Annotated in this window: 22 protein-coding genes; 13 read left to right on the plus strand and 9 right to left on the minus strand. The window is 72.9% G+C overall.

Annotated features, from left to right (window positions below; translation table 11 throughout):
- Window positions 1-21 precede the first annotated feature (21 nt).
- Window positions 22-567 (minus strand): hypothetical protein, encoded by a 546-nt coding sequence (locus tag ABZX85_RS15045; protein WP_355867213.1) that lies wholly within the window; start codon window positions 565-567, stop codon window positions 22-24.
- A 160-nt stretch (window positions 568-727) separates the two neighbouring features.
- Here ABZX85_RS15045 and ABZX85_RS15050 point away from each other — a divergent pair, with 160 nt between their 5' ends.
- Complete coding sequence (locus ABZX85_RS15050; RefSeq protein WP_355867215.1) at window positions 728-1243, plus strand: hypothetical protein; 516 nt, start codon at window positions 728-730, stop codon at window positions 1241-1243.
- Window positions 1244-1434: 191 nt separating this feature from the next.
- Here the strand turns inward: ABZX85_RS15050 and ABZX85_RS15055 are convergent, their stop codons facing one another.
- Window positions 1435-2607 carry a MalY/PatB family protein gene (locus tag ABZX85_RS15055; RefSeq protein WP_355867218.1) on the minus strand — a complete coding sequence of 391 codons (1173 nt, stop codon included), beginning with the start codon at window positions 2605-2607 and terminating at the stop codon, window positions 1435-1437.
- Between the two features lie 91 nt (window positions 2608-2698).
- A complete protein-coding gene (locus tag ABZX85_RS15060; protein ID WP_355867915.1) occupies window positions 2699-3604 on the minus strand; it encodes an endonuclease/exonuclease/phosphatase family protein in 906 nt (301 codons plus the stop codon).
- Window positions 3605-3921: 317 nt separating this feature from the next.
- On the opposite strand from ABZX85_RS15060, the gene ABZX85_RS15065 reads away from it, so the two are divergent.
- The 3 genes from ABZX85_RS15065 (at window position 3922) to ABZX85_RS15075 (ending at window position 7192) form a co-directional block, all read left to right on the plus strand.
- Window positions 3922-4593: a response regulator transcription factor gene (locus ABZX85_RS15065; RefSeq protein WP_355867220.1), complete on the plus strand. Its 672-nt coding sequence runs from the start codon at window positions 3922-3924 to the stop codon at window positions 4591-4593.
- Entirely contained in the window at window positions 4586-5656 is a 1071-nt protein-coding gene (locus tag ABZX85_RS15070) for a HAMP domain-containing sensor histidine kinase (RefSeq protein ID WP_355867223.1), read from the plus strand. The genes ABZX85_RS15065 and ABZX85_RS15070 overlap by 8 nt, the downstream gene beginning before the upstream one ends.
- A gap of 219 nt (window positions 5657-5875) precedes the next feature.
- Complete coding sequence (locus ABZX85_RS15075; protein ID WP_355867226.1) at window positions 5876-7192, plus strand: OFA family MFS transporter; 1317 nt, start codon at window positions 5876-5878, stop codon at window positions 7190-7192.
- 58 nt (window positions 7193-7250) lie between these two features.
- Here the strand turns inward: ABZX85_RS15075 and ABZX85_RS15080 are convergent, their stop codons facing one another.
- The 4 genes from ABZX85_RS15080 to ABZX85_RS15095 are packed head-to-tail and all read right to left on the minus strand — an operon-like array spanning window position 7251 to window position 12339.
- On the minus strand, window positions 7251-8699 hold the full coding sequence (locus ABZX85_RS15080; protein WP_355867229.1) for an aldehyde dehydrogenase family protein: 1449 nt from the start codon (window positions 8697-8699) through the stop codon (window positions 7251-7253).
- Entirely contained in the window at window positions 8696-9580 is an 885-nt protein-coding gene (locus ABZX85_RS15085) for a dihydrodipicolinate synthase family protein (RefSeq protein WP_355867232.1), read from the minus strand. The genes ABZX85_RS15080 and ABZX85_RS15085 overlap by 4 nt, the downstream gene beginning before the upstream one ends.
- Window positions 9581-9607: 27 nt before the next feature.
- Window positions 9608-10966, minus strand: coding sequence for an NAD(P)/FAD-dependent oxidoreductase (locus ABZX85_RS15090; RefSeq protein ID WP_355867235.1), 1359 nt, complete (start codon window positions 10964-10966; stop codon window positions 9608-9610).
- A complete protein-coding gene (locus tag ABZX85_RS15095) occupies window positions 10963-12339 on the minus strand; it encodes an MFS transporter (RefSeq protein ID WP_355867237.1) in 1377 nt (458 codons plus the stop codon). Before ABZX85_RS15095 ends, ABZX85_RS15090 begins: the two co-directional genes overlap by 4 nt.
- Before the next feature lie 191 nt (window positions 12340-12530).
- Here ABZX85_RS15095 and ABZX85_RS15100 point away from each other — a divergent pair, with 191 nt between their 5' ends.
- Window positions 12531-14249 carry a helix-turn-helix domain-containing protein gene (locus ABZX85_RS15100; RefSeq protein ID WP_355867240.1) on the plus strand — a complete coding sequence of 573 codons (1719 nt, stop codon included), beginning with the start codon at window positions 12531-12533 and terminating at the stop codon, window positions 14247-14249.
- On the opposite strand, the gene ABZX85_RS15105 is transcribed toward ABZX85_RS15100, so the two are convergent.
- The gene (locus tag ABZX85_RS15105) at window positions 14242-14895 is read right to left on the minus strand and encodes a GntR family transcriptional regulator (protein ID WP_355867243.1); all 654 of its coding nucleotides are present in this window, start codon (window positions 14893-14895) and stop codon (window positions 14242-14244) included. The genes ABZX85_RS15100 and ABZX85_RS15105 overlap by 8 nt on opposite strands.
- Before the next feature lie 95 nt (window positions 14896-14990).
- On the opposite strand from ABZX85_RS15105, the gene glyA reads away from it, so the two are divergent.
- From glyA to ABZX85_RS15130, 5 genes are read left to right on the plus strand one after another with little or no spacing between them, the layout of a single operon-like run.
- Window positions 14991-16250: a serine hydroxymethyltransferase gene (gene glyA / locus ABZX85_RS15110; protein WP_355867247.1), complete on the plus strand. Its 1260-nt coding sequence runs from the start codon at window positions 14991-14993 to the stop codon at window positions 16248-16250.
- Between the two features lie 48 nt (window positions 16251-16298).
- Window positions 16299-17519, plus strand: a complete 1221-nt coding sequence (locus ABZX85_RS15115; protein ID WP_355867250.1) for a sarcosine oxidase subunit beta family protein — start codon at window positions 16299-16301, stop codon at window positions 17517-17519.
- Between the two features lie 10 nt (window positions 17520-17529).
- Window positions 17530-17811: a sarcosine oxidase subunit delta gene (locus ABZX85_RS15120; protein WP_355867253.1), complete on the plus strand. Its 282-nt coding sequence runs from the start codon at window positions 17530-17532 to the stop codon at window positions 17809-17811.
- A complete protein-coding gene (locus tag ABZX85_RS15125; protein ID WP_355867256.1) occupies window positions 17808-20600 on the plus strand; it encodes a sarcosine oxidase subunit alpha family protein in 2793 nt (930 codons plus the stop codon). Before ABZX85_RS15120 ends, ABZX85_RS15125 begins: the two co-directional genes overlap by 4 nt.
- On the plus strand, window positions 20593-21198 hold the full coding sequence (locus tag ABZX85_RS15130) for a sarcosine oxidase subunit gamma family protein (protein WP_355867259.1): 606 nt from the start codon (window positions 20593-20595) through the stop codon (window positions 21196-21198). Before ABZX85_RS15125 ends, ABZX85_RS15130 begins: the two co-directional genes overlap by 8 nt.
- 60 nt (window positions 21199-21258) lie before the next feature.
- On the opposite strand, the gene ABZX85_RS15135 is transcribed toward ABZX85_RS15130, so the two are convergent.
- Window positions 21259-22146 (minus strand): LysR substrate-binding domain-containing protein, encoded by an 888-nt coding sequence (locus ABZX85_RS15135; RefSeq protein WP_355867262.1) that lies wholly within the window; start codon window positions 22144-22146, stop codon window positions 21259-21261.
- A gap of 155 nt (window positions 22147-22301) precedes the next feature.
- Between ABZX85_RS15135 and ABZX85_RS15140 the strand changes: the two genes are divergently transcribed.
- The 3 genes from ABZX85_RS15140 to ABZX85_RS15150 are packed head-to-tail and all read left to right on the plus strand — an operon-like array spanning window position 22302 to window position 25747.
- On the plus strand, window positions 22302-23312 hold the full coding sequence (locus ABZX85_RS15140) for a pyridoxal-phosphate dependent enzyme (protein WP_355867265.1): 1011 nt from the start codon (window positions 22302-22304) through the stop codon (window positions 23310-23312).
- A gap of 37 nt (window positions 23313-23349) precedes the next feature.
- On the plus strand, window positions 23350-24603 hold the full coding sequence (locus tag ABZX85_RS15145) for a Zn-dependent hydrolase (protein WP_355867268.1): 1254 nt from the start codon (window positions 23350-23352) through the stop codon (window positions 24601-24603).
- Complete coding sequence (locus tag ABZX85_RS15150) at window positions 24596-25747, plus strand: ArgE/DapE family deacylase (RefSeq protein WP_355867271.1); 1152 nt, start codon at window positions 24596-24598, stop codon at window positions 25745-25747. Before ABZX85_RS15145 ends, ABZX85_RS15150 begins: the two co-directional genes overlap by 8 nt.
- Window positions 25748-25757: the final 10 nt, after the last annotated feature.

Consider the following 25757-nt stretch of genomic DNA (forward strand, 5'->3'; position numbering starts at 1 on the left):
GTCAACAAGCCCTGGGGTCGGTCACCAGGTGTGGGCCACGTCCACCACCAGGCGGTCGGGAAGGGTGAGGACACGGAAGGGGAGCTGGGCCCGGGTGCCCAGGCCGAGGTGGGTGGCGTTGTCGTAGTTGCCGCCGAACTTGGCGTCGCGGAAGGTCCGGTAGCCGGTGAGGTCGACACCGGGGAGGCGGGCCGCCAGACGGGCGGGGTAGGCGGGGGAGGGCGGCGCGGTGAACTCGATCTCGATGATGGCGCCGCCGGTCACCGGGATGCCCGTCTGGGTCGGGGGATGGGAGAAGGACGGGACGTACTGCACCCAGTACGCGGCCGGGTCGGCGGTGGTCATCCCGGGGATGTCGAGGACGATCCGGTCGTAGCAGTCGTGGCGGCCCGTCCGTACGTCCGTGAGGGTACCGGTCATGTCGATCGAGCCCGGTGCGGCCTTCGCCCCGCTGCCCCAGCCCGTCTCGCAGGCGGCGGCCCGGGGCGCTGCTGCGGCGGAGGGGGCGAGAACGGCTCCGGTGAGGGTCAGGGTGAGTGCTGCCAGTGCGGTGGCCCAGCGGTACATGGGTGAGCAACTCCCGTCCGAGGTCTGTGAGTCGGCTGTTCGTGCTCGGTGAGACCAAGGGCGCGGGGGAATGGTTGGGGGAGACCACCGGCCTGTTTCGGACATTCCCGGAAGGGGGCGGGACGGGGGAGTGTCAGTGGCGTGCGCTTCAATCGGAGGCATGGACCAAGCGAGTGGTACGGCCGACTCCGCCCGTATGTGGATCACCTCGGTTCCCGCGTTCGGGCCGGACGACGTGGGGGTGGTGCTCGGCGTCGACGCCGGGTCGGCGGAGCCGGCCGAGCGGATGACCGGCGTCCTGCTGAACCGGGGGCACGAGGGGGAGGAGGGCGTGTTCTACCTCCTGCCGTTCGACCTGTGCGCTCGCTACGAACGCGCGGGCGACCGGCTCGCGGTGAGCGTCCTGGCCCTGCGCGAGACCCTCGCCGGCGATCTCGCCGACCACCCCGGCGCCCTCCACACCCACCTCGCCGGCCTCCCCTCCGATCCCGCCGACGCCGACCGCGTCGTCCTCCTGCGCCGGGAGATCGTCACCGACTTCGTCCCGCCCGAACGGGGCGGCGAGAAAATGCCGGTGCTCCTCCTCCACCACGAGGGAACGGCGACGTCCCTCACGGAACTGCTCGCGCAGAGCGCGCGAGGGGAGGCGGGGATCGCGGTGCTGCGGGGGGAGTGAGGGCGGGGCGGGCGGAGGCGGGGCGAGTGGGGGAGGGCGGGGCGAGCGCCGCAGGTGCTGCCGCCGGTTCGGCGCGGAGCGTCCGGCGACTCCCGTACGACCGCCGCCGGTTCACGGGCCCGCGCCCCGCCCCGCAGCCGATGAACCTCGCCGCCCCGCCGCCCCGCCGCCCCGCCGCCCCGGTCTCAGCCTCAGCCGAAGACCCCTGCCATCCTCCGCACCCCCTCCTCCAGCACCTCCGCCGACGTGGCCAGGTTCAGCCGGACGAACCCCTCGCCCCCGGTGCCGAAGGACGGGCCGGAGTTGAGGGCGACGCGGCCCCGGTCGAGGAAGACGGACGCGGGGTCGGCGGACAGCTCCAGCGGACGGCAGTCCAGCCAGGCGAGGTACGTCGCAGGGGCCGGGGTGTAGCGGATCGAGGGGAGGTGGGCCGCCAGGGACTCCGACAGCAGTCGCCGGTTCGCGTCGAGCCCCGTCAGGAGCGCGTCCAGCCAGTCCCCGCCGTCCCGCAGCGCGGCCGTGTGGGCGATCACGCCGAGGTGACTCGCGCCGTGCCCGACCTCCTCGGGGAGACGCGCGAGATCGGCGCCCGCCTCGGGCCCGGCGACGGCGACGGCGGCCTTGAGCCCGGCGAGGTTCCACGCCTTGGACGCGGACATCAGCGACAGCCCGCCCTCCGCGCCGGCAACGCTCAGATACGGCACGAACCGCGAGCCCGCCGACACGACCGGCGCGTGGATCTCGTCCGCCACGACCCGCACCCCGTAGGCGCGGGCCAGCGCCGCGACCTGCGCCAGCTCAGCGGCCGTGTGCAGCGTCCCCGTCGGATTGTGCGGGCTGCACAGCAGATACACGGGCCGCCCGCCGGCCGCACGGAGCCGTGCGAACGTCTCCTCCAGGACACCGAAGCCGATCCGACCGTCCTGCGTGAGCGGAGCCTCCACCACCACCCGCCCGAGGTTCCCCACGAACTGGTAGAACGGCGTGTACACCGGGGAGTTGACGACGACGGCGTCACCCGGCCCGGATACCAGCCTGAGCATCTCGACGACCCCCAGCATCACGTCCGGCACGACCGCCGTCCGCTCCACCGCGAGCCCCTCCCACCCCCACCGCTTCGCCGCGAACTCCGCGAGCGCCTCGGCGTACGCGGTGCCCGCCGGATACCCGGTGTCCCCGAGCGCCAGCGCGTCCGAGACGGCCCGCACGACCGGCTCGGCCAGGTCGACGTCCATCTCGGCGACCCACAGCGGCAGCACGTCCGCCGGATAGGTCCGCCACTTCATGCTCGTCCGGCGCCGAAGCCGCCCCAGAGGGACCTGGAGCGGCGGGGCCACGGCTGTCTCACTCGGCAGGATCTCCATGAACTCACGCTAGAACACAGACGAGTTCGGACAAGACCCCGCGCGGGCCGGGCCGAGACTTTCGGACCTCTGCCCCCCGGCCGGCCCGCCCTCACCAGCCGATCCGCGCCGCCACCGGCAGATGGTCGCTCCCCGTCTCCGGCAGCAGCCACGCGCTCCTCGGGTCCACACCCCGCACCAGGATCTGATCGATCCGCGCGACCGGGAACGCGGCCGGCCAACTGAAGCCGAAGCCCTTCCCGGCCACCTCCTGGACCGACCGCAGCCGCGCGGTGACGCCGTCGAAGGCGCGGTCGTCCAAGGTGCCGTTCAGATCGCCGAGGAGGACGACCCGCTCGGCCCGCTCGGCGGCGAGGACCGCGCCGAGCGCCTGCGCGTTGCGGTCCCGCGACTCCGTCCAGAAGCCCGACCGGGGGTTCACCCGTACGGACCCCAGGTGGACGACGTACACGACGAGCGGTCCGTGGCGCGTCGTCACCGTCGTGCGCAGGGCCCGGCCGTAGTCCTGTTTCTCGGCGGCCGTCTTGGCGGCGCCCAGCGGTCCGGCGTCCTGCTGGATGTCGACGGGCCGGGTGTCCGACAGCGGCAGCCTGCTCCACACCCCGACCGTGCCCAGCACCGAGTGGTAGGGGTACGCCGACGACAGCTCCCGTTCGTAGACGCCCCGGGCCCGCTCGGTGATCTCCTCCAGCGCCAGCACGTCCGCCCCGGAGGCGGCGAGGGCGCGCGCGGTCCCGGCGGGGTCCGGGTTCCCGGCGGCGACGTTGTGGCTGACCAGCACGAGGTCACCGCCCGGCCGGGACCGGTCGCCGAGCAGCCCGCCGAAGAGGCTCAGCCACACCGTCGCGGGCAGCAGCAGCGCGACCACCGCCGACGCCGAGCGCCGCCACAGCGCGGCGGCCAGCAGCACCGGCACCCACAGGCCGAACCACGGCAGGAAGCTCTCCACCAGGCTGCCGAGCCCGGCGAGGCCGGTGAGCCGCGCGTGCAGCAGCATGAGCAGGCCCAGCGCGAGCGCGGCGACGACGAGCACCGGGCCACGGCGCCAGGGGGCGGGTCGGAAGAGGGCGCGGAGAGTGCGCGGGGCCTCGGGGGCCTCTGGAGCCTCTGCGGCGGAGGGCGCGGCATCCGCCCGCGTCGACTGGGGGACGACAGGTGCGTCAGGAGCGGCGTGCGCCCGCGCCGACATTGTGGCGCGCGCCCGCGCCACCCCGGGAATTCGAGTCATGCCGCCAGCCAACGCCCCCCACTGTTGCCAGGACGTATGCGCTTCTCGATACGCCGACGATATGCGCCCCCTCGTAGCCTGGACCCATGCGTGTCTTGATCGTCGAGGACGAGCCCTATCTGGCCGAGGCCATCCGCGACGGCCTGCGTCTGGAGGCGATCGCGGCCGATCTCGCCGGGGACGGCGACACCGCGCTGGAGCTCCTCGGCGTCAACACGTACGACATCGCCGTCCTCGACCGGGACATCCCCGGCCCCTCCGGCGACGAGGTCGCCCGCCGGATCGTCGCCTCCGGCAGCGGCACCCCGATCCTCATGCTGACCGCGGCCGACCGTCTCGACGACAAGGCGTCCGGCTTCGGCCTCGGCGCCGACGACTACCTCACGAAACCTTTCGATCTGCGCGAACTGGTCATGCGGCTGAGGGCACTCGACCGCAGACGCGCCCACAGCAGGCCCCCCGTCCGGGAGATCGCCGGCCTGCGTCTGGACCCGTTCCGCCGCGAGGTCCACCGCGACGGCCGGTACGTCGCCCTGACCCGGAAACAGTTCGCCGTCCTCGAAGTCCTCGTCGCCGCCGAGGGAGGCGTCGTCAGCGCGGAGGAACTCCTGGAGCGCGCCTGGGACGAGAACGCCGACCCGTTCACCAACGCCGTACGCATCACCGTCTCGGCGCTGCGCAAGAGGCTCGGGGAACCGTGGCTGATCGTGACCGTGCCGGGGGTCGGGTACCGGATCGGGGGAGGGGAGCGTGGATAGGGAGCCCGGGCTGAGCGTCCGCCTCAGACTCACCCTCAGCTACACGGGGTTCCTGCTGCTGGCGGGCTGCATCATGCTCGTCGCCGGATGGTTCTTCCTGACGCGCGTGCGGCACGTCGGGATCGTGTTCGCGCCCGGCTACCGGCTCTCCGTCGTCCGTGACTTCGCCCCCGTCGGCGGCCTCACCCTGCTGTTCCTGCTGGTGTTCGGCCTGGTCGGCGGCTGGTTCCTGGCCAGCCGTATGCTCGCCCCCCTCAACCGCATCACGCACGCCACCCGGCTCGCCGCGAACGGCTCGCTGTCCCACCGCATCCGCCTCCCGGGCCGCGCCGACGAGTTCCGCGAACTCGCCGACGCCTTCGACACGATGCTCGTACGGCTCGAAGCGCACGTCGCCGCCCAGCGCAGATTCGCCGCCAACGCCTCCCACGAACTGCGCACCCCGCTGGCCGTCTCCAAGTCCCTCATCGACGTGGCCCGCACCGACCCCCACCACGACCCGCGCGCACTCCTCGACCGCCTCCACACCGTCAACACCCGGGCCATCGCCCTCACCGAGGCGCTGCTCCTGCTCGCCCGCGCCGAACAGAAGACGTTCACCCCGGAACCCGTCGACCTGTCCCTCCTCGCGGAGGAGGCCGCCGAGACCCTCCTCCCCCTCGCCGAACGCCACGGCGTCACCCTGGAGACCACCGGCGACATCACCCCCACCACGGGCTCACCGGCCCTTCTCCTCCAGCTCGTCACGAACCTCGTCCAGAACGCGATCGTCCACAACCTCCCCGCCCACGGCAGTGTCCGCGTCCACACCGCCGTCCGCCCCCGCACGGTCGTCCTCACCGTCGAGAACACCGGCGAGCGCCTCGCCCCCGGCCTCGTCGCCACCCTCACCGAACCGTTCCAACGCGGCACCGAACGCGTCCACTCCGGCCACCCGGGCGTCGGCCTCGGTCTCGCCCTCGTCGCGACCATCACCCAGGCCCACGACGGCACCCTCACTCTCACCCCGCGCCCCGCCGGAGGACTCCGGGTCACGGTCGAACTCCCGTTCTCCGCCCGCTGATTCACCGCTCGGTTACGACAATCAGCCTTCCCCGAAAGGCCGCCTGCCGGATGGACCGGCCCGGCTACCCCGTCGAGTGAACACGCCGTGCGTCGTGCGTGACACACCCCGCGCCGGTGGTCGACTGCGGCTCAAGAGCTGAGCCGAAACGTTCGTCCGCCGGTTCAGGTCCCGCGCGGGCTTGGCCGTCGTGACGGCCTGATTGCCTAGGTGGTTGTCGTGGGGTCTGTTGTCGGTACGTCCCGTGAGAAGCGTGCGCCGGAGGTGTACGTACGGCCGGACGCCGCCCGGCGTGTGGTGGTCTCCGTGTCGATGCCGGTGCTCGTCCGGCACCGGCGGCCCGGGGTGCCGCGCCGGTGGTGGGTCGCCCTCGCGGCGGTCGTGTTCCAGCTCGCCCTGGGATCGGTGTACGCGTGGAGCGTGTTCGGACGGGCGCTCAGGGAACCGGGTTCGACGTTCGCGTACGACGCGACGCGCGCGACCCTCCCGTTCAGCGTCGCCGTCGGGATGGTCTTCGTCGGGACCTGGTGCGGCGGCCGGCTCCAGGAGCGGCACGGTTCACGGGTGACGGCGATGACCGGGGCGGCCGTCTACTCGGCGGGGATCGTCGCCTGCTCCCTGGCCCGGGACGCCGCCGACCTGTGGATTCTGATCCTCTGCTACGGCGTCGTCTCGGGGGTGGGCCTCGGGATCGGCTACATCGTGCCGACGGCCCTCCTCCAGAAGTGGTTCCCGGACAAGCGCGGCCTGATCACCGGGATCAGCGTCGGCGGCTTCGGCCTCGGACCCGTCCTCGGCGCACCGGTCATGGCGGCCCTCGTCCACCGCTACGAGACCGTCCCCACCCAGGCGTTCCTGCCGGTCGGCCTGCTCTGCGCGGCGATGACCCTCCCGGCGGCCTGGCTGTTCGTCAACCCGCCCGCGAGCGGCCCGTCCGTCGTCGTCGGCCGCTCCACCGGCCCCTCCTACACCGCCCGCGAGGCGCTGCGCAGCCGCGAGTGGTACCTCCTCGCGACGATCCTGTTCGCCAGCGCCCTCGCCGGGATCAGCCTCGTCAGCGTGCTGGCGCCCGCCGCGCACTCCGTCGCCGGGTACGACGCCGGGTCGGCGGCGGCGCTGACGGCGGCGGCCGGGGTGTTCAACGGCGTCGGGCGCCCGCTGTTCGGCGCGGTGTCCGAACGGGCGGGCCGGATGCGGACGTTCGCCGTGCTCCTGGTGATCCAGGGGCTCTGCCTGCTCGCCCTGCCCTGGGCCCACGACCCCGCCCTCTTCGCGGCCCTCGTCTGCGCGGTGAGCCTCGCCAACGGCGGCGGTTTCGGCACGATGCCCGCCACCGCCGGCGATTTCTTCGGCGTCGCCCACATCGGCGCCGTCTACGGGCCGATGCTCGTCTCCTGGAGCCTGGCCGGCGTCATCGGCCCCCTCACCACCGCCCACCTCGCGGCGAGCGGCTACGGGACGGCGTTCGTGACGATCGGCGCCGTGACGCTCGCGGCGACGGTCCTGACGGCCGTCACCAAGGCGCCGACGAGGTAGGGCACGCGCCCTGCCGGGCCGGGAGTCCGTGGCGGCTCCCGGCCCCTCACCGAGGGGATCAGCGTCCCCGGTGCTGCATCACGTGCTTCGTCCGCGAATAGTCGTCCAGCGCGTACAGGGACAGGTCACGCCCGTACCCGGACCCCTTGAACCCGCCCCACGGCACCTCACTGGCCAGCACCAGATGGGAGTTGACCCACACGGTCCCGAAGTCGAGGCGCGCGGGGACGGTCTGGGCGAGCCGGGTGCTCCCCGTCCACACGGACGCGGACAGCCCGTAGGGGACGGCGTTCGCGCGCCGCACCGCCTCGTCCTCGTCGGTGAACGTCTCGACGGTGATCACGGGACCGAAGATCTCCTCACGGGCCGCCTCCGCCCCCTCGGGCACGTCGACGAGGACGGTCGGCGCGACGAAGTACCCGCGCCGGTCCAGGGGGTCACCCCCGACGGCGGCCCGCACCCCGTCCTTGCGGGCCCGCTCCAGATACCCGGTGACCCGTTCGAAGTGCGCCTTGGACACCATCGGCCCCACCTCGACGTCCGCCCCGTCCCAAGGCTCCCCGACGACCAGCCCCCGCACCTCGGCGACGAGCCGCTCCGTGAACTCCCCGGCGACCGACGCGTGCACGAGGACCCGGCACGCCGCCCCGCACTCCTGCCCCGAGTTCCAGAACCCGGCGACCCGCAACGCGGCTGCGGCGGCCCCGAGATCGGCGTCCGGGAACACCAGCACCGGCGCCTTGCCCCCGAGTTCGAGGTGCACCCGCTTCAGGCTCTCGGCGGCGGCCCGCGCGACGGCCCGGCCGCTGTGCACGGAACCGGTCAGCGCGATCATGTCGACGTCCGGGTGCGAGGCGAGCCGCGCGCCGACGACAGGGCCGTACCCGCCCACGACGTTCAGCACGCCCGGCGGCAGCAGGTCGGCGACGAGTTCCGCGAACCTCAGGGTGGTGAGCGGGGTCTGCTCGGACGGCTTCAGGACGAGGGTGTTGCCCGCCGCGAGGATCGGGGCGATCTTCCAGGCGGCCATCAGCAGCCGGTAGTTCCACGGTGTGACCACGCCGACGACACCGAGCGGTTCGCGCAGGATCACAGAGAGATGGTCCTCGGCGTACTCGCCGGCGGCCAGGGACGTCGTCGCGCGGACCGCCCCGGCCATGAACCGGAACGTGTCGACGGCCTGCCCCACGTCGTCGCGGGACACCATGAGCGGCTTCCCGGTGTTCACCGACTCCAGCACGCTCAACGACTCCGCCTCCGCCGCCAGCCGGTCGGCGATCGCGTGCAGCGACTCCGAGCGTTGCCGGGGCAGTTGCCGCGCCCACCCGTCCTTCGCCGCCACCGCCGCGGCCACCGCCCGGTCGACGTCCTCGGCGCTCCCCTCGGGAACGACCGCGACGACCTCCTCCGTACACGGATCGACGACCTCGATGCCCCCGGCCCCCTCGACGAACACCCCGCCGATGAATTGCCGGGCCGGCGGGAGGACCACACCGTCCCGCGTCATCCCCGAACCCCCTCGACCAGAGCGGCGATCCGCGCGGCCGTCGCCTCGTCCAGCGCGAGCAGCGGCTCACGCGGACCGCCCGCCGCAACCCCCGCCGCGCCGAGCCCCGCCTTGACCGCCTGCACGAACGGCACCGACAGGAACGCGTCCACCAGCGGATAGATCCGCGCCCACTCCGCACGCCCCCGCGCGAGGTCCCCGTCCCGCAACGCCCGGTACACCGACACGAGTTCACCCGGGATCACGTTCGCCACCCCCGACATCACCCCGGCCGCCCCCTCGGCGATCGCCTGCAACAGGAGGCTGTCCCAGCCGACGAACGTGGACACCACGTCCCCGTGGTACCGGATCAGCTGACCGGCCTGCGCCATGTCCCCGCTGGTGTCCTTGACGTACCGGATGTTCTCCACCTCGCGCGCCAACTGCCCGATGGTGTCGGGGGAGAGGTTCACCCCGGTCGCCGCCGGGAGGTTGTAGAGCATGACCGGCACGTCCACGGAGGCGGCGACGGTCCGCAGGTAGCGTGACGTCTCGTCGGGCGTGAGGGGTTCGTAGAACGGCGCGACCACCATCAGGACGGACGCGCCTACTTCCGCCGCGTGCCGGGAGAGTTCGACCGCCTCCCGGGTGCTCAGCGCGCCGGTCTGCGCGATCACCGGGACCCGGCCGGCGGTCTGGTCGACGACCGTCTCCACGACCAGCCGCCGCTCGTCCGCGCTCATCGCCGCGAACTCCCCGGTCGACCCGCACGCGACGACCCCGTCCACGCCCGCGTCGACACTCCGGTCGACCAGCAGCCTCAGCGTCTTCTCGTCGATCCGCCCGTCCGCCGCGAACGGCGTGGCGAGCGCGGTCAGGACACCCGTCAGTGTGTTGGACATGCTCAACTCTCCTGAAATGTAAGGGGGTTACGCCGTCATCTGCCGGTCGCTCGCCAGCAGGCTCCGCACTTCCTGCGCGGCGGACAGACCGGTGCCGATCGCGGTCTCCGTGTAGAACGTGCCGAGGTAGTCCCCGGCCAGGAACACCCGCCCGCCCCGCCGGGTCAGCGCCGGCTGGAGCTTCGCCCGCCCCGGGAAGCAGTACGGCGAACCGGTGGGCCACCGCTGGATCTCCGCCTCGACGACGTGCCCCGCGAACCCGGGCAGCACCTGGTCGAGATCGTCGAGATAGATCCGGCGGATCGTGTCGTCGTCGTGCTCCAGCAGCTCCCGCGCCAGCGCCCCCGGCGAGAACGTCATGACGCTGCTGCCGGGCCGCCGCTCGGCCGCATACCCGTGCACCACGTTCGACATGTTCAGCGCGACGTTGAACGACCGCTTCGGCGTCGCGATCCCGTACGCGTCGTCCCACACCTGACGCCCCCGCTCGTCGGAGAGGAACGCGGCGCTGACGTACGGCCCGTAGACGATCCGGCCGAGGGCCTCGCGGACGTCGGGGTCGAGGTCGACGGCGATGCGGTGGCTGACCGGCGCGGGCGTCGCGAGGACGACGTACCGCGCCCGGACCTCGTGCTCGGCGCCGTCCTGCCGGTAGCGCACGACCACCGAGTCGCCCTTGTGGACGACCTCGTCGACCACCGCGCCCAACCGGACCCGGTCGCCGAGGGCGGCGGCGATGTTCTCCGTCAGGGTGGAGGGGCCGCCGAGGATGCTGCGGGAGAGGCCGCCGCCGATGTTCCACACGAGGCTGAAGTAGCCGACGCCGGAACCGGCCGACAGCTGGTCCATGTCGGCGGACGAGCGCGTCACCGTCGGCTTGAACAGGGCCTCCGCGTCCTCCGGGAGATCGCCGATGAAGTCCTGGAAGGAGCGGTCGTTCATGAAGTCGTAGATCCGCTGCTGGTGCTGGGCGGCGGTCTCGCCGCTCCGCCGCCGCACGGTCCGGGCGTACCGGGCCACGTGCAGCGCGACCTTGGCGCCCGCCCTGACCATCCCGACCCGCGCCGGCATCGGCATCGGGATACGGAACGGGTACGTCTCCACCCGCCCCTTCAGCAGCAGCTTCCCGTTCATCGAGAGCCCGGCCAGCGAGCCCGGCACGGGCACCGACTCGACGCCGGTGCTGTTCAGGAGCCACGACGTCGCCGAGTCCCCGCCCGCGTAGACGTGCCCGCCCCAGTTCATCCAGTACGCGCCGCGCCGCTCCGAGCGGACGCGTCCGCCGACCCGCCCCTCGGACTCCAGCAGCAGGGTGTCCCAGTGCCGCAGGCGCCAGCCCGCCGCGAGGCCGGCGATCCCGCCGCCGACGATCACCACGTCCTTCATCGGGCTCCTCCGACCGGGGTCTCCACGGGCGCGGTCCGCCGGGGTGCGAGGGCGGCGGCCTCGTGCAGGGCCATGCCCCGCGTCTCGGGCGCCCACAGGACGGAGACGACGGCTCCGACGAGGCTGATCGCGGCGGCGGCGAGCATCGTGCCGCCGACGCCCCAGCCGGTCAGGGCCATCGGGACGAGATAGGTGCCGGTCGCCGCGCCGACCCGGCTGGCCGAGGAGGCGAGCCCGACGGCCGAGCCGCGCACCTCGGTCGGGAACAGCTCGTTCGGGTAGATCCACTGGAGGATCTGCGTGCCGCCGATGATCACGGCGTACAGCGCGAACAGCGTCATGATCACGCCCGAGGGGGCGTCCGGGAACAGGCCGAGGACCAGCAGCGCGAGGCCCGACCAGAGGAAACTGTGGATCACCAGCGGGCGCCGGCCCATACGGTTCACCCCGAACAGGGCGATCACACAGCCGATCAGGAACATCACCGTGATCATCGCCTCGCCGACGTTCGCGAGACCGTCCTCCAGACGGAGCGCGTCGAGGATGCGCGGGCCGAACGCGTAGATCGCGAACAGCGGGATGACCGAACACGTCCAGAACACCGAGATGTACAGCATCCGCCCGCCGTACCCGGACCGCAGGATCGCCTTCAGGTCGACGTTCTCCCGCTCCTCTTCCTCCGCGAGGTCGGCGATCGTCGCCTCCGGCCCGTACACCTGCTTCAGGACGGCCTCCGCCTCCTGAGTACGGCCCTTGTTGGCGAGCCAGCGCGGCGACTCGGGGGTGCCGAGCCGCAGCAGCACGATCACCGTCGCCGGCAGGGCGGCGCTGGACAGCATCCACCGCCAGGCGTCGTCACCGAGCTGGTTCAGGAGGATCTCGCCGGTGATGTAGGCGACCGCCGCGCCGACGAACCACATGACGACCAGCCCGCCGAGGAGGGGACCCCGGTAGCGGCTCGGCGTGAACTCCGCGAGCAGCGAGGTCGCGATCGGGTAGTCCGCGCCGACCGCCATGCCGATCAGCAGCCGCAGCACGAACAGCCACACCGCGTCGTCCGCCCAGAACTGGGCGACGGAACAGACGATGATCGCGGCCAGGTCGATCGTGTAGAGGACCTGCCGGCCGTACCGGTCCGTGAGCCAGCCGCCGGTGAACGCGCCGAGGAAGACCCCGATCAGCGCGGACGCCCCGATCAGGCCCTGCGCGGAGTCGGAGAGGTCCAGCTGCGGGGTGATCTGCACCATCGCGACGCCGATGATGCTCAGGACGTAGCCGTCGAGGAACGGCCCGCCGGAGGAGTACAGCGCGAGTTTCTTGTGGAAGCGCGACAGGGGCGCCTCGTCCAGTCTGTTGCCTGCGTTCACGGTCATCACAGCCTTCGGAGCGGTTCCGGGCGGGGAAGGGGGCACCCGTGGCGAACTCACGGTGTCCTGGGGAGGCCGGCGATGTGGCCGCCGGATGGCAACGAAGTATGGGAAGGCGCCGGGCGGCCAACAATGCCCGGCGCATCGCGACGGCCACGGGGGTGCCGTCGAGTCGGAAGTTCGGCTACGTTTCCCGCATGCCCGGCCGCCCCCGCGACAGCGTCGTCCTCACCGACGAGGAACGCGCCGTCCTGCGCGCCTGGACCCGGAGCCGTACGACGGCCCAGGCCCGCGCCCTGCGCGCCCGGATCGTCCTCGCCTGCGAGACCGAGCCCACGAGCACGGCCGTCGCCCGACTCCTCGGCGTGTCAAGGGACATGGTGACGACGTGGCGCTCCCGTTTCCTCGCAGACCGGCTGGCCGGCCTCGGCGAACGCCCCCGCCCCGGCCGTCCTCCAGCCGCTGATGACGACGCCGTCGCCCATGTCCTCGTCCGCACCCTCACCCCCGCCCCGGACGGCTCCCGGCGGGGCTGGTCCACCCGGGCGATGGCCGCCGAGACCGGGCTCAGCCAGAGCACGGTGAGCCGCATCTGGCGTACCCACCACCTGAGTTCACCGCCGGGCGCCCGCCGGCCCTGGTCGCTGCCCGCCCGCGCGGACGAGCCCGTCGGACTGTTCGTGGCCCCACCGGTGTGCGTGCTCGCGGTGACGAGCCGCAAGGGCGCCGGTACGACGGCGGCGACCCGGCTCCTCGGCGACGACGCGGAGGCGGCGCACGTCCTCGGCGTGGCCTGCGCCTTCGCGACCCTGCGCGGCACCCCCGGCGACCACACCGACGCCCTGGCCGCCTTCGTCGCCCGTACCCGCGCCACGGTCACCCCCACGACGACCGTCCACTACCTCGCGCACGGCGTCCCGGCACACCCCCACAACACCCCCGGCTGGCACCACGCCCCCACCCCCGAAGCCTGGACCGCCGAGACCCGCCGCCTCCTCACCCCCGCCCGCCTCCCGCACGACCCGGCACCCGCCCCCACCCGCCTGCGCGACGCGCTCCTCACCTGGTCCACCGGCTGGACCCCGGCAGCCGGCCCGTTCACCGAGGTCGTCGCCCCGCGCGCCTCCTACGCGACGCCCGCCATCTGCGGCCCCGACAGTGACTCGAAAGCCGTCGAGCAGCGCGCAGCGAACCGCCCGCCCACCGCCCCGACCGTCACCGACCCCGTCGTCGACCTCCTGCGGGACGCCGTCCTCACCGGCGGACACCGCTCCGGGGACCGGGTCAGGGAGGCGCCGCTCGCCACCCGGCTGGGCCTGTCCCGCCGCGTCGTCCGCGCGGGACTGCGCGCGCTCGTGGACGAGGGGATGCTCGACCCGCTGCCCGGCGGCGGCACCGGCGTCCCGGTCATCACCGCCAAGGACGTCCTCGACCTGTACGCGCTGCGGGCCGGCCTCGGCGCCCTGCTCCTGCGCCGGGTCGCGATGCTCGGCCGCGCCAACCTGGCCCCCGCCTCGGCCGTCCTCGCGGAGGTCCGCGCGGCGGCCCGCGACAACGACCACCTCCGCATCCGCGAGGTCGACCTCCGCTACCAGGACGCCCTCGCCCGCGCCGCAGACCTCCCGCAGGCGGCGGGCACCTTCGAACGCCTCACCGCCCGCCTGCGGGTCTTCGTCAACGTCCTCGATATGAACTACGGGCAGGCGTGCGACACCATCGCGAGCGAGGACACCGCCGTCCACACGGCGCTGTGCGACGCCGACGGCAACGAGGCGGCCCGGCTGTGGCGCGTCAAGATCGAACGCTGTGTGCGCTACATGATCGCCGAGCTGCCGCAGGACGACGTGGCGCCGTACCTGTGGACGACGCTCGCGGGCAGACCCCGGATGCGGGCCGGGGAGGGCGCCGTCAGATGACGGCGCGTACGGCCTTCTCGAACCCCTCGACGTGCCTGCGTGCCAGCTCAGCCGCGCGCTCCGGCTCGCCCGCGACGATCGCCTCGATCAGCGGGCCGTGCTCCCCGACGTGGCCGGCCATGTCCGCGAGGCGGTCGATGAACAGGCACCAGATGCGGGTGGCGAGGTTGTCGTACTGGACGAGCGTGTCCTCCAGGTACGGGTTGTGCGTGGTGGCGTAGACCGCGCGGTGCACCCGGAGGTCGAGGCGCAGGAGTTCGCCGGCGCCCTGGCGGCGGATGTCCGCGCTCTCCAGCTCGCCGCGCAGCGCCGTGAGGACGACGCGGTCGGCGGGGGTCGCCCGGCGCGCGGCCTGGGCGGCGGCGAGGGGCTCCAGCTCCTGGCGGACCTCGGAGACGTGCGCGAGGTCGGTGATGTTGACGTCGGTGGCGAACGTCCCGCGCCGGGGGTAGGTCGTGATGAGCCGCTCGTACTGGAGCCGTTTGAGGGCCTCGCGCAGCGGGGTCCGCCCGACGCCGAGGGACTGCGCGAGCTGCTCCTCGTTGATGGGGGCGCCGGGCCGGATCGCGAGCAGGACGAGCTGGTCGCGGACGGAGCGGTACGCCTGTTCGGCGAGGGACGGCTCCTCGGTCGCGGTCTGCTGCACGGACGCCCCCTTGACGCTTGCGGTGAGCTCCCATACGTTACCGCACAGCTTGATATATCAGTCGCGTATCAGCCGGTTCCCAGGATGGTGCACAGATGACCCTGTCACTCCCGCTCGCCGCACTCGACCCGGATGTCGCCGCCGCCGTGGCGGCCGAACTGCACCGCCAGCAGTCCACGCTGGAGATGATCGCCTCCGAGAACTTCGCCCCGGCCGCAGTCCTGGAGGCCCAGGGCTCGGTGCTCACCAACAAGTACGCGGAGGGCTACCCGGGCCGGCGCTACTACGGCGGCTGTGAACACACCGACGTCATCGAGCAGTTGGCGATCGACCGGGTCAAGGCCCTGTTCGGTGCCGAACACGCCAACGTCCAGCCCCACTCGGGCGCCCAGGCCAACGCGGCGGCGATGTTCGCCCTGCTGAAGCCCGGCGACACGATCCTCGGCCTCGACCTCGCGCACGGCGGCCACCTCACGCACGGCATGCGCCTCAACTACTCCGGCAAGCTGTACGACGTCGTCCCCTACCACGTCCGCGAGTCCGACCTGCGGATCGACATGGAGGAGGTCGAGCGGCTCGCCCTGGAGCACCGGCCGAAGCTGATCGTCGCGGGCTGGTCGGCGTATCCGCGCCAGCTCGACTTCGCTGAGTTCCGGCGGATCGCGGACGCGGTCGACGCGTATCTGCTGGTCGACATGGCGCACTTCGCGGGGCTCGTCGCCGCCGGGCTGCACCCGAACCCGGTGCCGTACGCCGATGTCGTCACGACGACCACGCACAAGACCCTCGGCGGGCCGCGCGGCGGGGTGATCCTCACGCGGGCCGGGCTCGCGAAGAAGATCGACTCGGCGGTGTTCCCCGGTCAGCAGGGCGGTCCGCTCGAACACGTCATCGCCGCCAAGGCGGTTGCCTTCAAGGTCGCCGCGAGTCCGGAGTTCGCGGACCGCCAGCGCCGCACCCTGGAGGGTGCCCGCGTGCTCGCCGGGCGGCTGCTGTCCGACGACGTCGCCGAGGCCGGGATCACCGTCCTGACCGGCGGGACCGAGGTCCACCTCGTCCTCGTCGACCTGCGGAGCTCGGAGCTGGACGGGAAACAGGCCGAGGACCGGCTGCACCGGGTCGGGATCACCGTCAACCGCAACGCCGTGCCCTTCGACCCGCGTCCGCCGATGGTGTCGTCCGGGCTGCGGATCGGGACCCCGGCGCTGGCCACGCGCGGGTTCGGGCGGACGGAGTTCCGGGAGGTCGCCGACATCGTCGCGGAGGCGCTCAAGGGGGAGACTCCCGAGGGTGAACTCCGGGACCGTGTGACGAAGCTGGCGAACGCGTTCCCCCTCTACGGCGACCTCGCGTGACCGATCTCTACGGCGAACCCGCGTGACCGATCTATACGGAGACCTGGCATGACCGAGGCCCCGCTCCCGGAGCACCCCGACTTCCTCTGGCGCAACCCCGACCCGAAACGCTCCTACGACGTCGTCATCGTCGGCGGCGGCGGGCACGGTCTGGCCACCGCCCACTACCTCGCCGTCAACCACGGCATCACGAACGTCGCCGTCCTGGAGAAGGGCTGGCTCGCGGGCGGCAACATGGCCCGCAACACGACGATCATCCGCTCGAACTACCTGTGGGACGAGAGCGCGGCGATCTACGAGCACGCCCTCAAACTGTGGGAACGGCTCCCGGAGGAGCTGGACTACGACTTCCTGTTCAGCCAGCGCGGCGTCCTCAACCTCGCGCACACCCTCCAGGACGTCCGCGAGGGCATCCGGCGCGTCAACGCCAACCGCTTCAACGGCGTCGACGCGGAGTGGCTGGCCCCCGAGCAGGTCGCCGAGGTCTGCCCCATCGTCAACGTCTCCTCGAACACCCGCTATCCGGTGCTCGGCGCGACCTACCAGCCCCGCGCCGGGATCGCCAAGCACGACCACGTCGCCTGGGCGCTGGCCCGCAGCGCAGACGCGTACGGCGTCGACCTGATCCAGGGCTGCGAGGTCACCGGCTTCGTCAAGGACGGCGACCGCGTCGTCGGCGTCGAGACGAACCGGGGCCGTATCCTCGCCGGCCGGGTCGGGCTCGCGGCGGCCGGGCACAGCAGCGTCCTCGCGGAACTCGCCGGGGTCCGCCTCCCCGTCCAGTCCCACCCCCTCCAGGCCCTCGTCTCCGAACTCCACGAGACGGTCCACCCGACCGTGGTGATGTCGAACCACGTCCACGTCTACGTCTCGCAGGCCCACAAGGGCGAGCTGGTGATGGGCGCGGGCGTCGACTCGTACAACGGGTACGGCCAGCGCGGCTCCTTCCATGTGATCGAGCGTCAGATGGCCGCCGCCGTCGAGCTGTTCCCCGTCTTCGCCCGCGCGCACGTCCTGCGGACCTGGGGCGGCATCGTCGACGTCACCCCCGACGCCTCCCCGATCATCGGCACCACACCGGTCGAGAACCTGTACGTCAACTGCGGCTGGGGAACCGGCGGTTTCAAGGCCACCCCGGCGGCCGGCTGGACCTTCGCGCACACCCTCGCCACCGGCGAACCGCACGCCCTCAACGCCCCGTTCGCGCTCGACCGGTTCACGACGGGCGCCCTGATCGACGAACACGGCGCCGCGGCCGTGGCCCACTGAGGAGGCACCCGTGCTGCTGATCGACTGCCCCTGGTGCGGCCCGCGCGACGAGACCGAGTACCACTACGGCGGCCAGGCCCACGTCCCGCACCCGGAGAACCCCGGCGACCTCACGGACGCGGAGTGGGCCGAGTATGTCTTCTACCGGGACAACCCCAAGGGCCCCTTCTCCGAACGCTGGGTGCACAGCACCGGCTGCCGCCGCTGGTTCAACGTCCTGCGCGACACCGCGAGCCACGAGGTCCTCACCGTCTACCGCCTCGACGAGCCCCGCCCGGAAGGAACCCGATGACCGACCAGCCCTTCCGGCTCCCGCACGGCGGACGGATCGACCGCGCCACCACCCTCCGGTTCACCCTCGACGGACGGGAGCTGACCGGCCACCCCGGCGACACCCTCGCCTCCGCGATGCTCGCGAACGGCGTCGTCGAGGTCGCCCCCTCCCTCTACCGGGGCCGCCCCCGAGGCATCGTCTCGGCGGGCGTCGAGGAGCCCAACGCCCTGATACAGCTGGACGGTTCGTACTCGGAGGGCATGCTCCCGGCCACCACGATCGAGCTGTACGACGGCCTCGCCGCCCGCACCCTCTCCGGGAAGGGCCGCCTCGACCCCGGCGCCGACCCGGCCGTCTACGACAAGAAGTACGCCCACACCGACGTGCTCGTCGTCGGCGCGGGCCCCGCCGGACTCGCCGCCGCCGTCGCCGCGAGCGACTCCGGCGCCCGGGTGATCCTCGTCGACGACCGCCCCGAGCCCGGCGGCTCCCTCCTCGACCGCCAGGAGTGGATCACCGACCTCCGCGCCCGCCTCGACGCCGCCCCCGACACCGTCGTCCTCCACCGCACCACCGCCTTCGGCTCCTACGACGACAACTACGTCCTCGCCCTCCAACACCGCACGGGACACGAGGAGTTCGCGGGCGTCTCCCGGCAGCGCCTGTGGCACATCCGCGCCAAGCGGGTCGTCCTCGCGACCGGCGCGCACGAACGCCCCCTGGTCTTCGCCGGCAACGACCGGCCCGGCGTGATGCTCGCCGGGGCCGTCCGGACCTACCTCGACCGGTACGCGGTCAAGCCGGGTTCACGGGCCGTGGTGAGCACGACCAACGACAGCGCGTACGACACCGTCGACGCCCTGCGCGCGGCGGGCGTCGAGGTCGTCGCCGTCGTGGACGCCCGCCCGGAGCGGTCCGCGCGGGCGGCCTCGGTGGACGGGGTGGTGCTGACCGGCAGCGCGGTCGTCGACACCGCCGGCGAGGGACGGCTGACGAGCGTCACCGTCCAGAGCCTCGACGGGCGTTCGGCGGTCGAGACGTTCGCCTGCGACCTCCTCGCCGTGTCCGGCGGCTGGAGTCCCGTCGTCCATCTGCACAGCCAGCGGCAGGGGAAGGTGCGCTGGGACGAGGAGCTGGTGGCGTTCGTGCCGGACGGCACCGTGCGCGGCCAGCAGATCGTGGGGGCCGCCCGGGGGACCTACGACACGGGCGCATGCGTCGCCGAGGGGACCCGGGCCGGGGCGCTGGCCGCGACCGAGGCCGGGTTCCCCGTGCCGGTGCCCGAGCCGGTCGCGGCGGGGGAGCGCGGGGTCACGCGGGCGCTGTGGCTGGTGCCCGGCGAGACGTACGACACGCACTTCGTCGACCTGCAACGGGACGTCACCGTCACCGACGTGCTCCGCTCGACCGGCGCCGGAATGCGCGGCGTCGAGCACGTCAAGCGCTACACCTCGCTCGGCACGGCCAACGACCAGGGCAAGACGTCCGGCGTCAACGCCATCGGCGTCATCGCCTCGGTGCTCGGCGGATCGCCCGGCGAGATCGGCACCACGGCCTACCGGGCGCCCTACACGCCGGTTGCGTTCGCGGCCCTCGCGGGGCGTGAGCGGGGCGACTTGTTCGACCCGGAGCGGATGACGTCCGCGCACCACTGGCACGTCGGGCACGGCGCCGTGTTCGAGGACGTCGGCCAGTGGAAGCGGCCCCGCTACTACCCGCTGGACGGCGAGGACATGGACGCCGCCGTCGCCCGCGAGTGCCGCGCCGCACGGGAGGGCGTCGCGTTCATGGACGCCTCCACCCTCGGGAAGATCGAGATCCGGGGCGCCGACGCGGGCGAGTTCCTGAACCGGATCTACACCAACGCGTTCAAGAAACTGAAGCCGGGCACCGCCCGCTACGGCGTGATGTGCAAGCCCGACGGCATGATCTTCGACGACGGCGTCACCCTGCGCCTCGACGACGAGCGGTACTTCATGACCACCACGACCGGGGGCGCCGCCGGAGTCCTCGACTGGCTGGAGGAGTGGCTCCAGACCGAGTGGCCCGAACTCGACGTGTACTGCACCTCGGTGACCGAGCAGTGGGCGACCATCGCGGTCGTCGGCCCCAAGTCCCGTGACGTGCTGCGGGAGTTGGCGCCGGACATCGACCTCTCCAACGAGGCGTTCCCCTTCATGGCGTTCCGCGAGACCACCCTCGCCTCCGGGGTGCCGGCCCGGATCTGCCGGATCTCGTTCTCCGGTGAACTCGCCTACGAGATCAACGTGTCCGCGTGGTACGGGCGCGCCGTCTGGGAGCAGGTGCACAGCGCCGGGCAGCCGTACGGGATCACCCCCTACGGCACCGAGACCATGCACGTCCTGCGCGCGGAGAAGGGGTACATCATCGTCGGCCAGGACACCGACGGGACCGTCACCCCGCAGGACGCGGGGATGGGGTGGGTGGTGTCGAAGCAGAAGGAGTTCGTCGGCAAACGGTCCTTCCAGCGCCCCGACACCCAGCGCGCCGACCGCAAGCACCTGGTCGGGCTGCTGCCGGCCGACCGCACTACCCGGCTCCCCGAAGGTACCCAACTCCTCGCGCCGGACGCCGACTTGGACACCGTCCCCGTACCGATGCTCGGCCACGTCACCTCCAGCTACCACAGCCAGGCCCTCGGCCGGCCCTTCGCCCTCGCGCTGGTGGCCGGCGGCCGGTCCCGGCACGGCGAGACGCTCCTCGCCCCCGTCGGCGATTCGCTGGTGCCCGTCGAGGTGACCGACTTCGTCCTCTACGACCCCGAAGGGACCCGCCGAGATGGCTGACCCGTCCGCGTTCGCGGTGAGCCCCCTGGCCCACCTCAAGGAACAGATGTCCGCGGCGACCGTCACCGGGCCGAGGGGCGTCTCACTGGCCGAACTCCCTTTCCTCGCGATGGTGAACGTCCGCGTCGACCCGGCGTCCGAGGCGGCGGCCCGGATCGAGAAGGCGCTCGGTGCGGTGCTGCCCCGGGAGTGCGGGCAGACGTCCACCGCCGGTGCGCATACGGCCACTTGGGCCGGGCCCGACGAGTGGCTCGTGCTCTCCCGGGGTGAACCCGCCACGCTCACCGGCGAGTTGAAGGAGGCGCTCGGCGCCGACCCCGGTTCCGTGGTCGACGTGTCCGCCAACCGCACCACGGTCCAGCTCTCCGGGCCCAGCGCCCGCGCGGTCCTGGAGAAGGGGTGCCCGCTGGACCTGCACCCGCGCGCGTTCACGCCGGGGCGCGCGGTGTCCACGACGGTCGGTCCGGTGCCGGTGGTGCTGTGGCAGGTCGACGACAGCCCGACGTACCGGCTGCTGCCGAGGGCCTCGTTCGCGGACTATCTGGGGCGGTGGCTGATCGACGCGATGGGGGAGTACAGGGGGCCGGAGGTGCCGTGACGGCAACGGGTGTCGCCGCTCGGGCACGGGGTGTGGGTCCCGGCCCGTGCCTCGCCGCGCCTAGACAGCCACCGTCCGCCGCAGCGCCTCCCGGCACGCCACGATCGCCGGATGCCCGCTGCGGCCCTTGCGGACGACCGTGAAGACCCGGCGTTCGTCCGGGAGCCGGCGCAGCGGGACCGTGGGGGAGTGGCCGCGCCAGACGAGGTCGGGGAGGAAGGCGGCGGCGTGGCCCTCCTCGACGAGACGGACGTGCAGCAGGAGATCGGTCGTCTCGAAGCGGACGTCCGGCTCGAAACCCGCCTCCCGGCACCGGGTCACGGCCCAGTGCCGGGCCGGGGTGCCCTCGGGCTCCATCACCCAGGGATGATCCGACAACGAGCCCAATGACGCGGGGAGTCGGGGCGCGGCCGAGTCGAGGGGTGCGGCGAGGCGGAGAGGGTCGGCGAAGAGGTCCTCCTGTTCCAGATCCGCCGGTCGTCGGCCGGGCACACCCGGGTACTCCTCCGCGAGGACGAGGTCGAAGTCCCGTGCCTGGAGCGCCGGAAGGGCCACCTCGGGCTCCATGTGCGTGACATGGACCCGGAGATGAGGGTGCTCCGCCCGCAACAGGCCCAGCGCGGCCGGGACCAGGGCCAGCGCCGCCGTCTGGAACGACGCGACGCGCACCGTACCCGTCAGATCCGTCAGTGACCTCGCGATGTCGGCCTCGGCGCGCTCCAGCCGCTCCAGGACCGCCTCGGTGTGCGCGACGAGGATCTCCGCCTGCTCGGTGAGCCGCACCCGCCGCCCGACCGGCTCCAGCAACGGCACCCCCACCTCCGCCTCCAGTTGCGAGAGCTGCTGGGAGACGGACGACGGGGCGTACGACAGGGCGGCGGCGACGGCCGCGAGGGTGCCCCGGTGCTTCAGCTCGCGCAGCAGGCGCAGGCGGTGCAGATCGAACACGGCCCTCCGCCTCTCGTCCGGCTCTTCCGTCCGGTCATTCCGTCCGGCTCTTCTGTCCAGCTCTTCTGTCCAGCTCTTCTGTTCGGGTTTTCCGACGAGTATAGGTCGGAAACATTCGCTGGACCGATGATGCCGCTCCGGCGGACCCTGAGCAGGTGACCGACTCCCACTGGCTGTCCCGCCCCGCCGCCCGCGCCTGGCGCTGCGCCCCCGCCCCCACCGAGGTGCGCGACTTCCACCGCGCCCTCCCCGGCTACGCCCCCACCCCGCTCGTCGAACTCCCCGCCCTCGCCGAGGAGTTGAGGGTCGGCCGGGCCTTCGTCAAGGATGAGTCCGCCCGCCTCGGACTCCCCGCCTTCAAAGTGCTCGGCGCCTCCTGGGCGATCCACCGCGCCCTCGCCGAACGACCGCCGGGCCCCGTCACCCTGGTGACCGCGACCGACGGCAACCACGGCCGCGCGGTGGCCCGCATCGCCCGCCTCCTCGGCCACCGCGCCCACGTCCACGTCCCCCGAGGCGTCCCCGCCGCCGCGATCGACGCCATCACCGGCGAGGGCGCGACGGTCACCGAGGTCGACGGCTCCTACGACGACGCCGTACGCCGCGCCGCCGACACCCCCGACGCCGTGCTGATCCAGGACACCGCCTGGCCGGGGTACGAGCGCGTCCCGGGCTGGATCGTCGAGGGGTACGCCACGCTGTGCGAGGAGATCGACGAGCAGCTCCCCGCCGGCCCGGACCTCGTCGTCGTACCCGTCGGTGTCGGCTCGCTCGCGCAGGCCGTGATCACCCACTACCGCAGCCGCCCGGGCGGCCGTGCCCCGGCGCTGATGTCGGTGGAACCCCGGTCCGCCGCCTGCGTGTTGGAGAGTCTCACGCGCGGTGAACTGGTCGGCGTCGGCACGGGTGCGACCGTGATGGCCGGGCTCAACTGCGGTACCCCGTCCAGCATCGCGTGGCCGTTTTTGCACGGCGGTCTCGACGCCGCGGTCGCGATCCCTGACGCCGACAGCGTCCGCGCCGCCGCCGACCTCGCCCGCCTGGGCGTCTCCTCGGGCCCCTGCGGCGCCGCCCCGCTCGCCGGACTCCGCGCGGCCCGGGGCGAGTTGGACCTTGGCCCGGACTCGGTCGTCGTCCTCCTCAACACGGAAGCGGCCTCCCGATGACCACCCCCGCCCCCCTCACTCCCGAAAGGCCCCAGCGATGATCGACGCCGACCGCCTCTGGCACTCCCTGACGACCCTCGCCGAGATCGGCGCGTACGACGACGAGCGCACCGGCCTGCGCGGGGTGAACCGCCTCGCCCTCACCGACGCCGACGCGGCGGCCCGCCGCCAGGTGGCCGCATGGATGGAGGACGCCGGGCTCGCCGTCCGTGTCGACCGCATGGGCAACATCTACGGCCGCCGCGAGGGCACCGACCCGACCGCCGCGCCCGTCCTCACCGGCTCCCACATCGACAGCGTCGCCACGGCCGGCGCCTTCGACGGCTGCCTCGGAGTACTGGGCGGCATCGAGGTCGTCCGCACCCTGAACGAACGCGGCATCCGCACCGAACGGCCCATCGAGGTCGCCGTGTTCACCGAGGAGGAGGGCGTCCGCTTCGGCACCGACATGCTCGGCAGCGCCGTCGCGGCGGGCCGCCTGACCCTGGAGTACGCCCACGCCCTCACCGACCGCGACGGCCGCACCCTCGGCGCCGAACTCGCCCGCACCGGCTGGGCCGGCGACACCGACGCCCGCCTCGACCCGCCGTACGCCTACGTCGAGTGCCACATCGAACAGGGCCCCGTCCTCGCCGAGCACGGCGTCCCCGTCGGCGTCGTCACCGGCGTCCAGGGCATCTCCTGGCAGGAGATCACCGTCCACGGCCGCGCCGCCCACGCGGGCACGACCCCCACGCACCTGCGCGCCGACGCGGGGCTCGCGGCGGCCCAAGTCATCTTGTTCCTCCGGGAGTTGGTGGACTCCGGCGAGTACGGCGAACTCCGCGCGACCGTCGGCCACCTCGTCGTCCACCCCGACCTCACGAACATCGTCCCGGCGCGCGCGGAGATGACCGTGGACCTCCGGAATCCGGACGACGCCCAAATGGCCCGCGCGGAGGCCGCGTTGGCGGCGTACCTGAGGGAACTGGAGGGCAGCCGAGCGGGGTTGACGTTCTCCACGCGCCGCATGGCCAAGACCGCGTACGTCGCGTTCGACGAGGGGGTGCAGAAGACCATCGCCGAGGCCGCCGACGAGCACGGGCTCGCCCACCTGTCCCTGCTCTCCGGCGCCGGACACGACGCCCAGGAGATCGCCGCGCTCTGCCCGACGGCCATGATCTTCGTGCGGGGCGAGTACGACGGGATCAGCCACAATCCGCGCGAGTACTCGACGCCGGAGGCGTGCGCGCAGGGCGTGGACGTGCTGGCGACGACGCTGCTGCGACTGGCGGGAGCCGTCCATGTGTGAGCGGTTGTCCCAGCCGGCGGCCATCCTCGCCGAACTCGTCGCCCTCGACTCCGTCAACCCCGACCTCGTGCCCGGCGGCGCGGGTGAGTCCGCCGTCGCCGACCACTGCGCCCGCTGGCTCGCCGCCCGCGGTTTCGAGGTCCACCGGCTCGAAGAGCGGCCGGGGCGGCCGTCGTTGGTGGCCGTCGCCCACGGCACCGGCGGTGGTCGGACCCTCATGCTCAACGGCCACTTCGACACCGTCGGCCTCGCCGGATACGACGGCGATCCGCTGCTGCCCCGGGTCGCCGACGGGCGGATGTACGGGCGGGGCACCTTCGACATGAAGGGCGGCATCGCGGCGATGATGGTGGCCGCCGCCCGCGCGGTCGCCGCCGGTCCGCTGCGCGGGGACGTCGTCCTAGCGTGCGTCGCCGACGAGGAGCACGGCAGCTCGGGCACCGAGGAGGTCCTCGCCTCCTTCACGGCCGACGCCGCGATCGTCACCGAGCCCAGCCACCTCCAACTCACCCTCGCGCACAAGGGGTTCGCCTGGTTCGACGTCGAGATCCTCGGCCGCGCCGCGCACGGCTCCCGCCCCGACCTCGGTGTCGACGCCATCGCCAAGGCGGGCCATTTCCTGGTCGCGCTCGAAGAGTGGGGGCGGCGTCTCGCCGAGGGGCCCGCGCATCCCCTCCTCGGCACCGGGACCGTGCACGCCTCCGTGATCGAGGGCGGGGAGGAGGCGTCCACGTACCCCGCGCGCTGCCGGATCACCCTGGAGCGGCGGACGGTCCCCGGGGAGACGGTCGAGGGCGTCACAGGTGAACTCACCCTCGTACTGGACGAGTTGGTGTCGCGGGTGCCCGGCTTCCGGTACCAGCTGACGCGCGGCGTCCACCGTGAGCCGTTCGAGGCCGACCCCGGGGCGGACGTCGTCCGCGTCCTGCGCCGACACGCCGAACACGCCCTGGGACGGCCGCCGTTGATCCGTGCGGAACCCTTCTGGACGGACTGCGCGCTCCTCGACCGGGCCGGAATTCCCTGTGTCCTCTTCGGAGTCGACGGCGAGGGTGCCCACGCGGCGACCGAGTACGTCGATCTCGCCTCCCTGGACCGGCTCACCGAAATCCTCACCGCGACTGTCGGCGAGTTCTGTTCCTGATGTACTGCCC

The sequence above is a fragment of the Streptomyces sp. NPDC004539 genome (genome assembly GCF_040610055.1).
GTDB lineage: Bacteria > Actinomycetota > Actinomycetes > Streptomycetales > Streptomycetaceae > Streptomyces.

What these genes read in the sequence shown, in the direction of transcription:
- ABZX85_RS15145 (WP_355867268.1), top strand. Translation starts at nt 23,350, where the DNA reads ATGATCGACGCCGACCGCCTCTGGCACTCCCTGACGACCCTCGCCGAG.
- ABZX85_RS15045 (WP_355867213.1), bottom strand. Translation starts at nt 567, where the DNA reads ATGTACCGCTGGGCCACCGCACTGGCAGCACTCACCCTGACCCTCACC.
- ABZX85_RS15060 (WP_355867915.1), bottom strand. Translation starts at nt 3,604, where the DNA reads ATGCTGCTGCACGCGCGGCTCACCGGCCTCGCCGGGCTCGGCAGCCTG.
- ABZX85_RS15065 (WP_355867220.1), top strand. Translation starts at nt 3,922, where the DNA reads ATGCGTGTCTTGATCGTCGAGGACGAGCCCTATCTGGCCGAGGCCATC.
- glyA (WP_355867247.1), top strand. Translation starts at nt 14,991, where the DNA reads ATGACCCTGTCACTCCCGCTCGCCGCACTCGACCCGGATGTCGCCGCC.
- ABZX85_RS15095 (WP_355867237.1), bottom strand. Translation starts at nt 12,339, where the DNA reads ATGACCGTGAACGCAGGCAACAGACTGGACGAGGCGCCCCTGTCGCGC.
- ABZX85_RS15085 (WP_355867232.1), bottom strand. Translation starts at nt 9,580, where the DNA reads ATGTCCAACACACTGACGGGTGTCCTGACCGCGCTCGCCACGCCGTTC.
- ABZX85_RS15080 (WP_355867229.1), bottom strand. Translation starts at nt 8,699, where the DNA reads ATGACGCGGGACGGTGTGGTCCTCCCGCCGGCCCGGCAATTCATCGGC.
- ABZX85_RS15055 (WP_355867218.1), bottom strand. Translation starts at nt 2,607, where the DNA reads ATGGAGATCCTGCCGAGTGAGACAGCCGTGGCCCCGCCGCTCCAGGTC.
- ABZX85_RS15050 (WP_355867215.1), top strand. Translation starts at nt 728, where the DNA reads ATGGACCAAGCGAGTGGTACGGCCGACTCCGCCCGTATGTGGATCACC.
- ABZX85_RS15150 (WP_355867271.1), top strand. Translation starts at nt 24,596, where the DNA reads ATGTGTGAGCGGTTGTCCCAGCCGGCGGCCATCCTCGCCGAACTCGTC.
- ABZX85_RS15100 (WP_355867240.1), top strand. Translation starts at nt 12,531, where the DNA reads ATGCCCGGCCGCCCCCGCGACAGCGTCGTCCTCACCGACGAGGAACGC.
- ABZX85_RS15125 (WP_355867256.1), top strand. Translation starts at nt 17,808, where the DNA reads ATGACCGACCAGCCCTTCCGGCTCCCGCACGGCGGACGGATCGACCGC.
- ABZX85_RS15115 (WP_355867250.1), top strand. Translation starts at nt 16,299, where the DNA reads ATGACCGAGGCCCCGCTCCCGGAGCACCCCGACTTCCTCTGGCGCAAC.
- ABZX85_RS15090 (WP_355867235.1), bottom strand. Translation starts at nt 10,966, where the DNA reads ATGAAGGACGTGGTGATCGTCGGCGGCGGGATCGCCGGCCTCGCGGCG.
- ABZX85_RS15130 (WP_355867259.1), top strand. Translation starts at nt 20,593, where the DNA reads ATGGCTGACCCGTCCGCGTTCGCGGTGAGCCCCCTGGCCCACCTCAAG.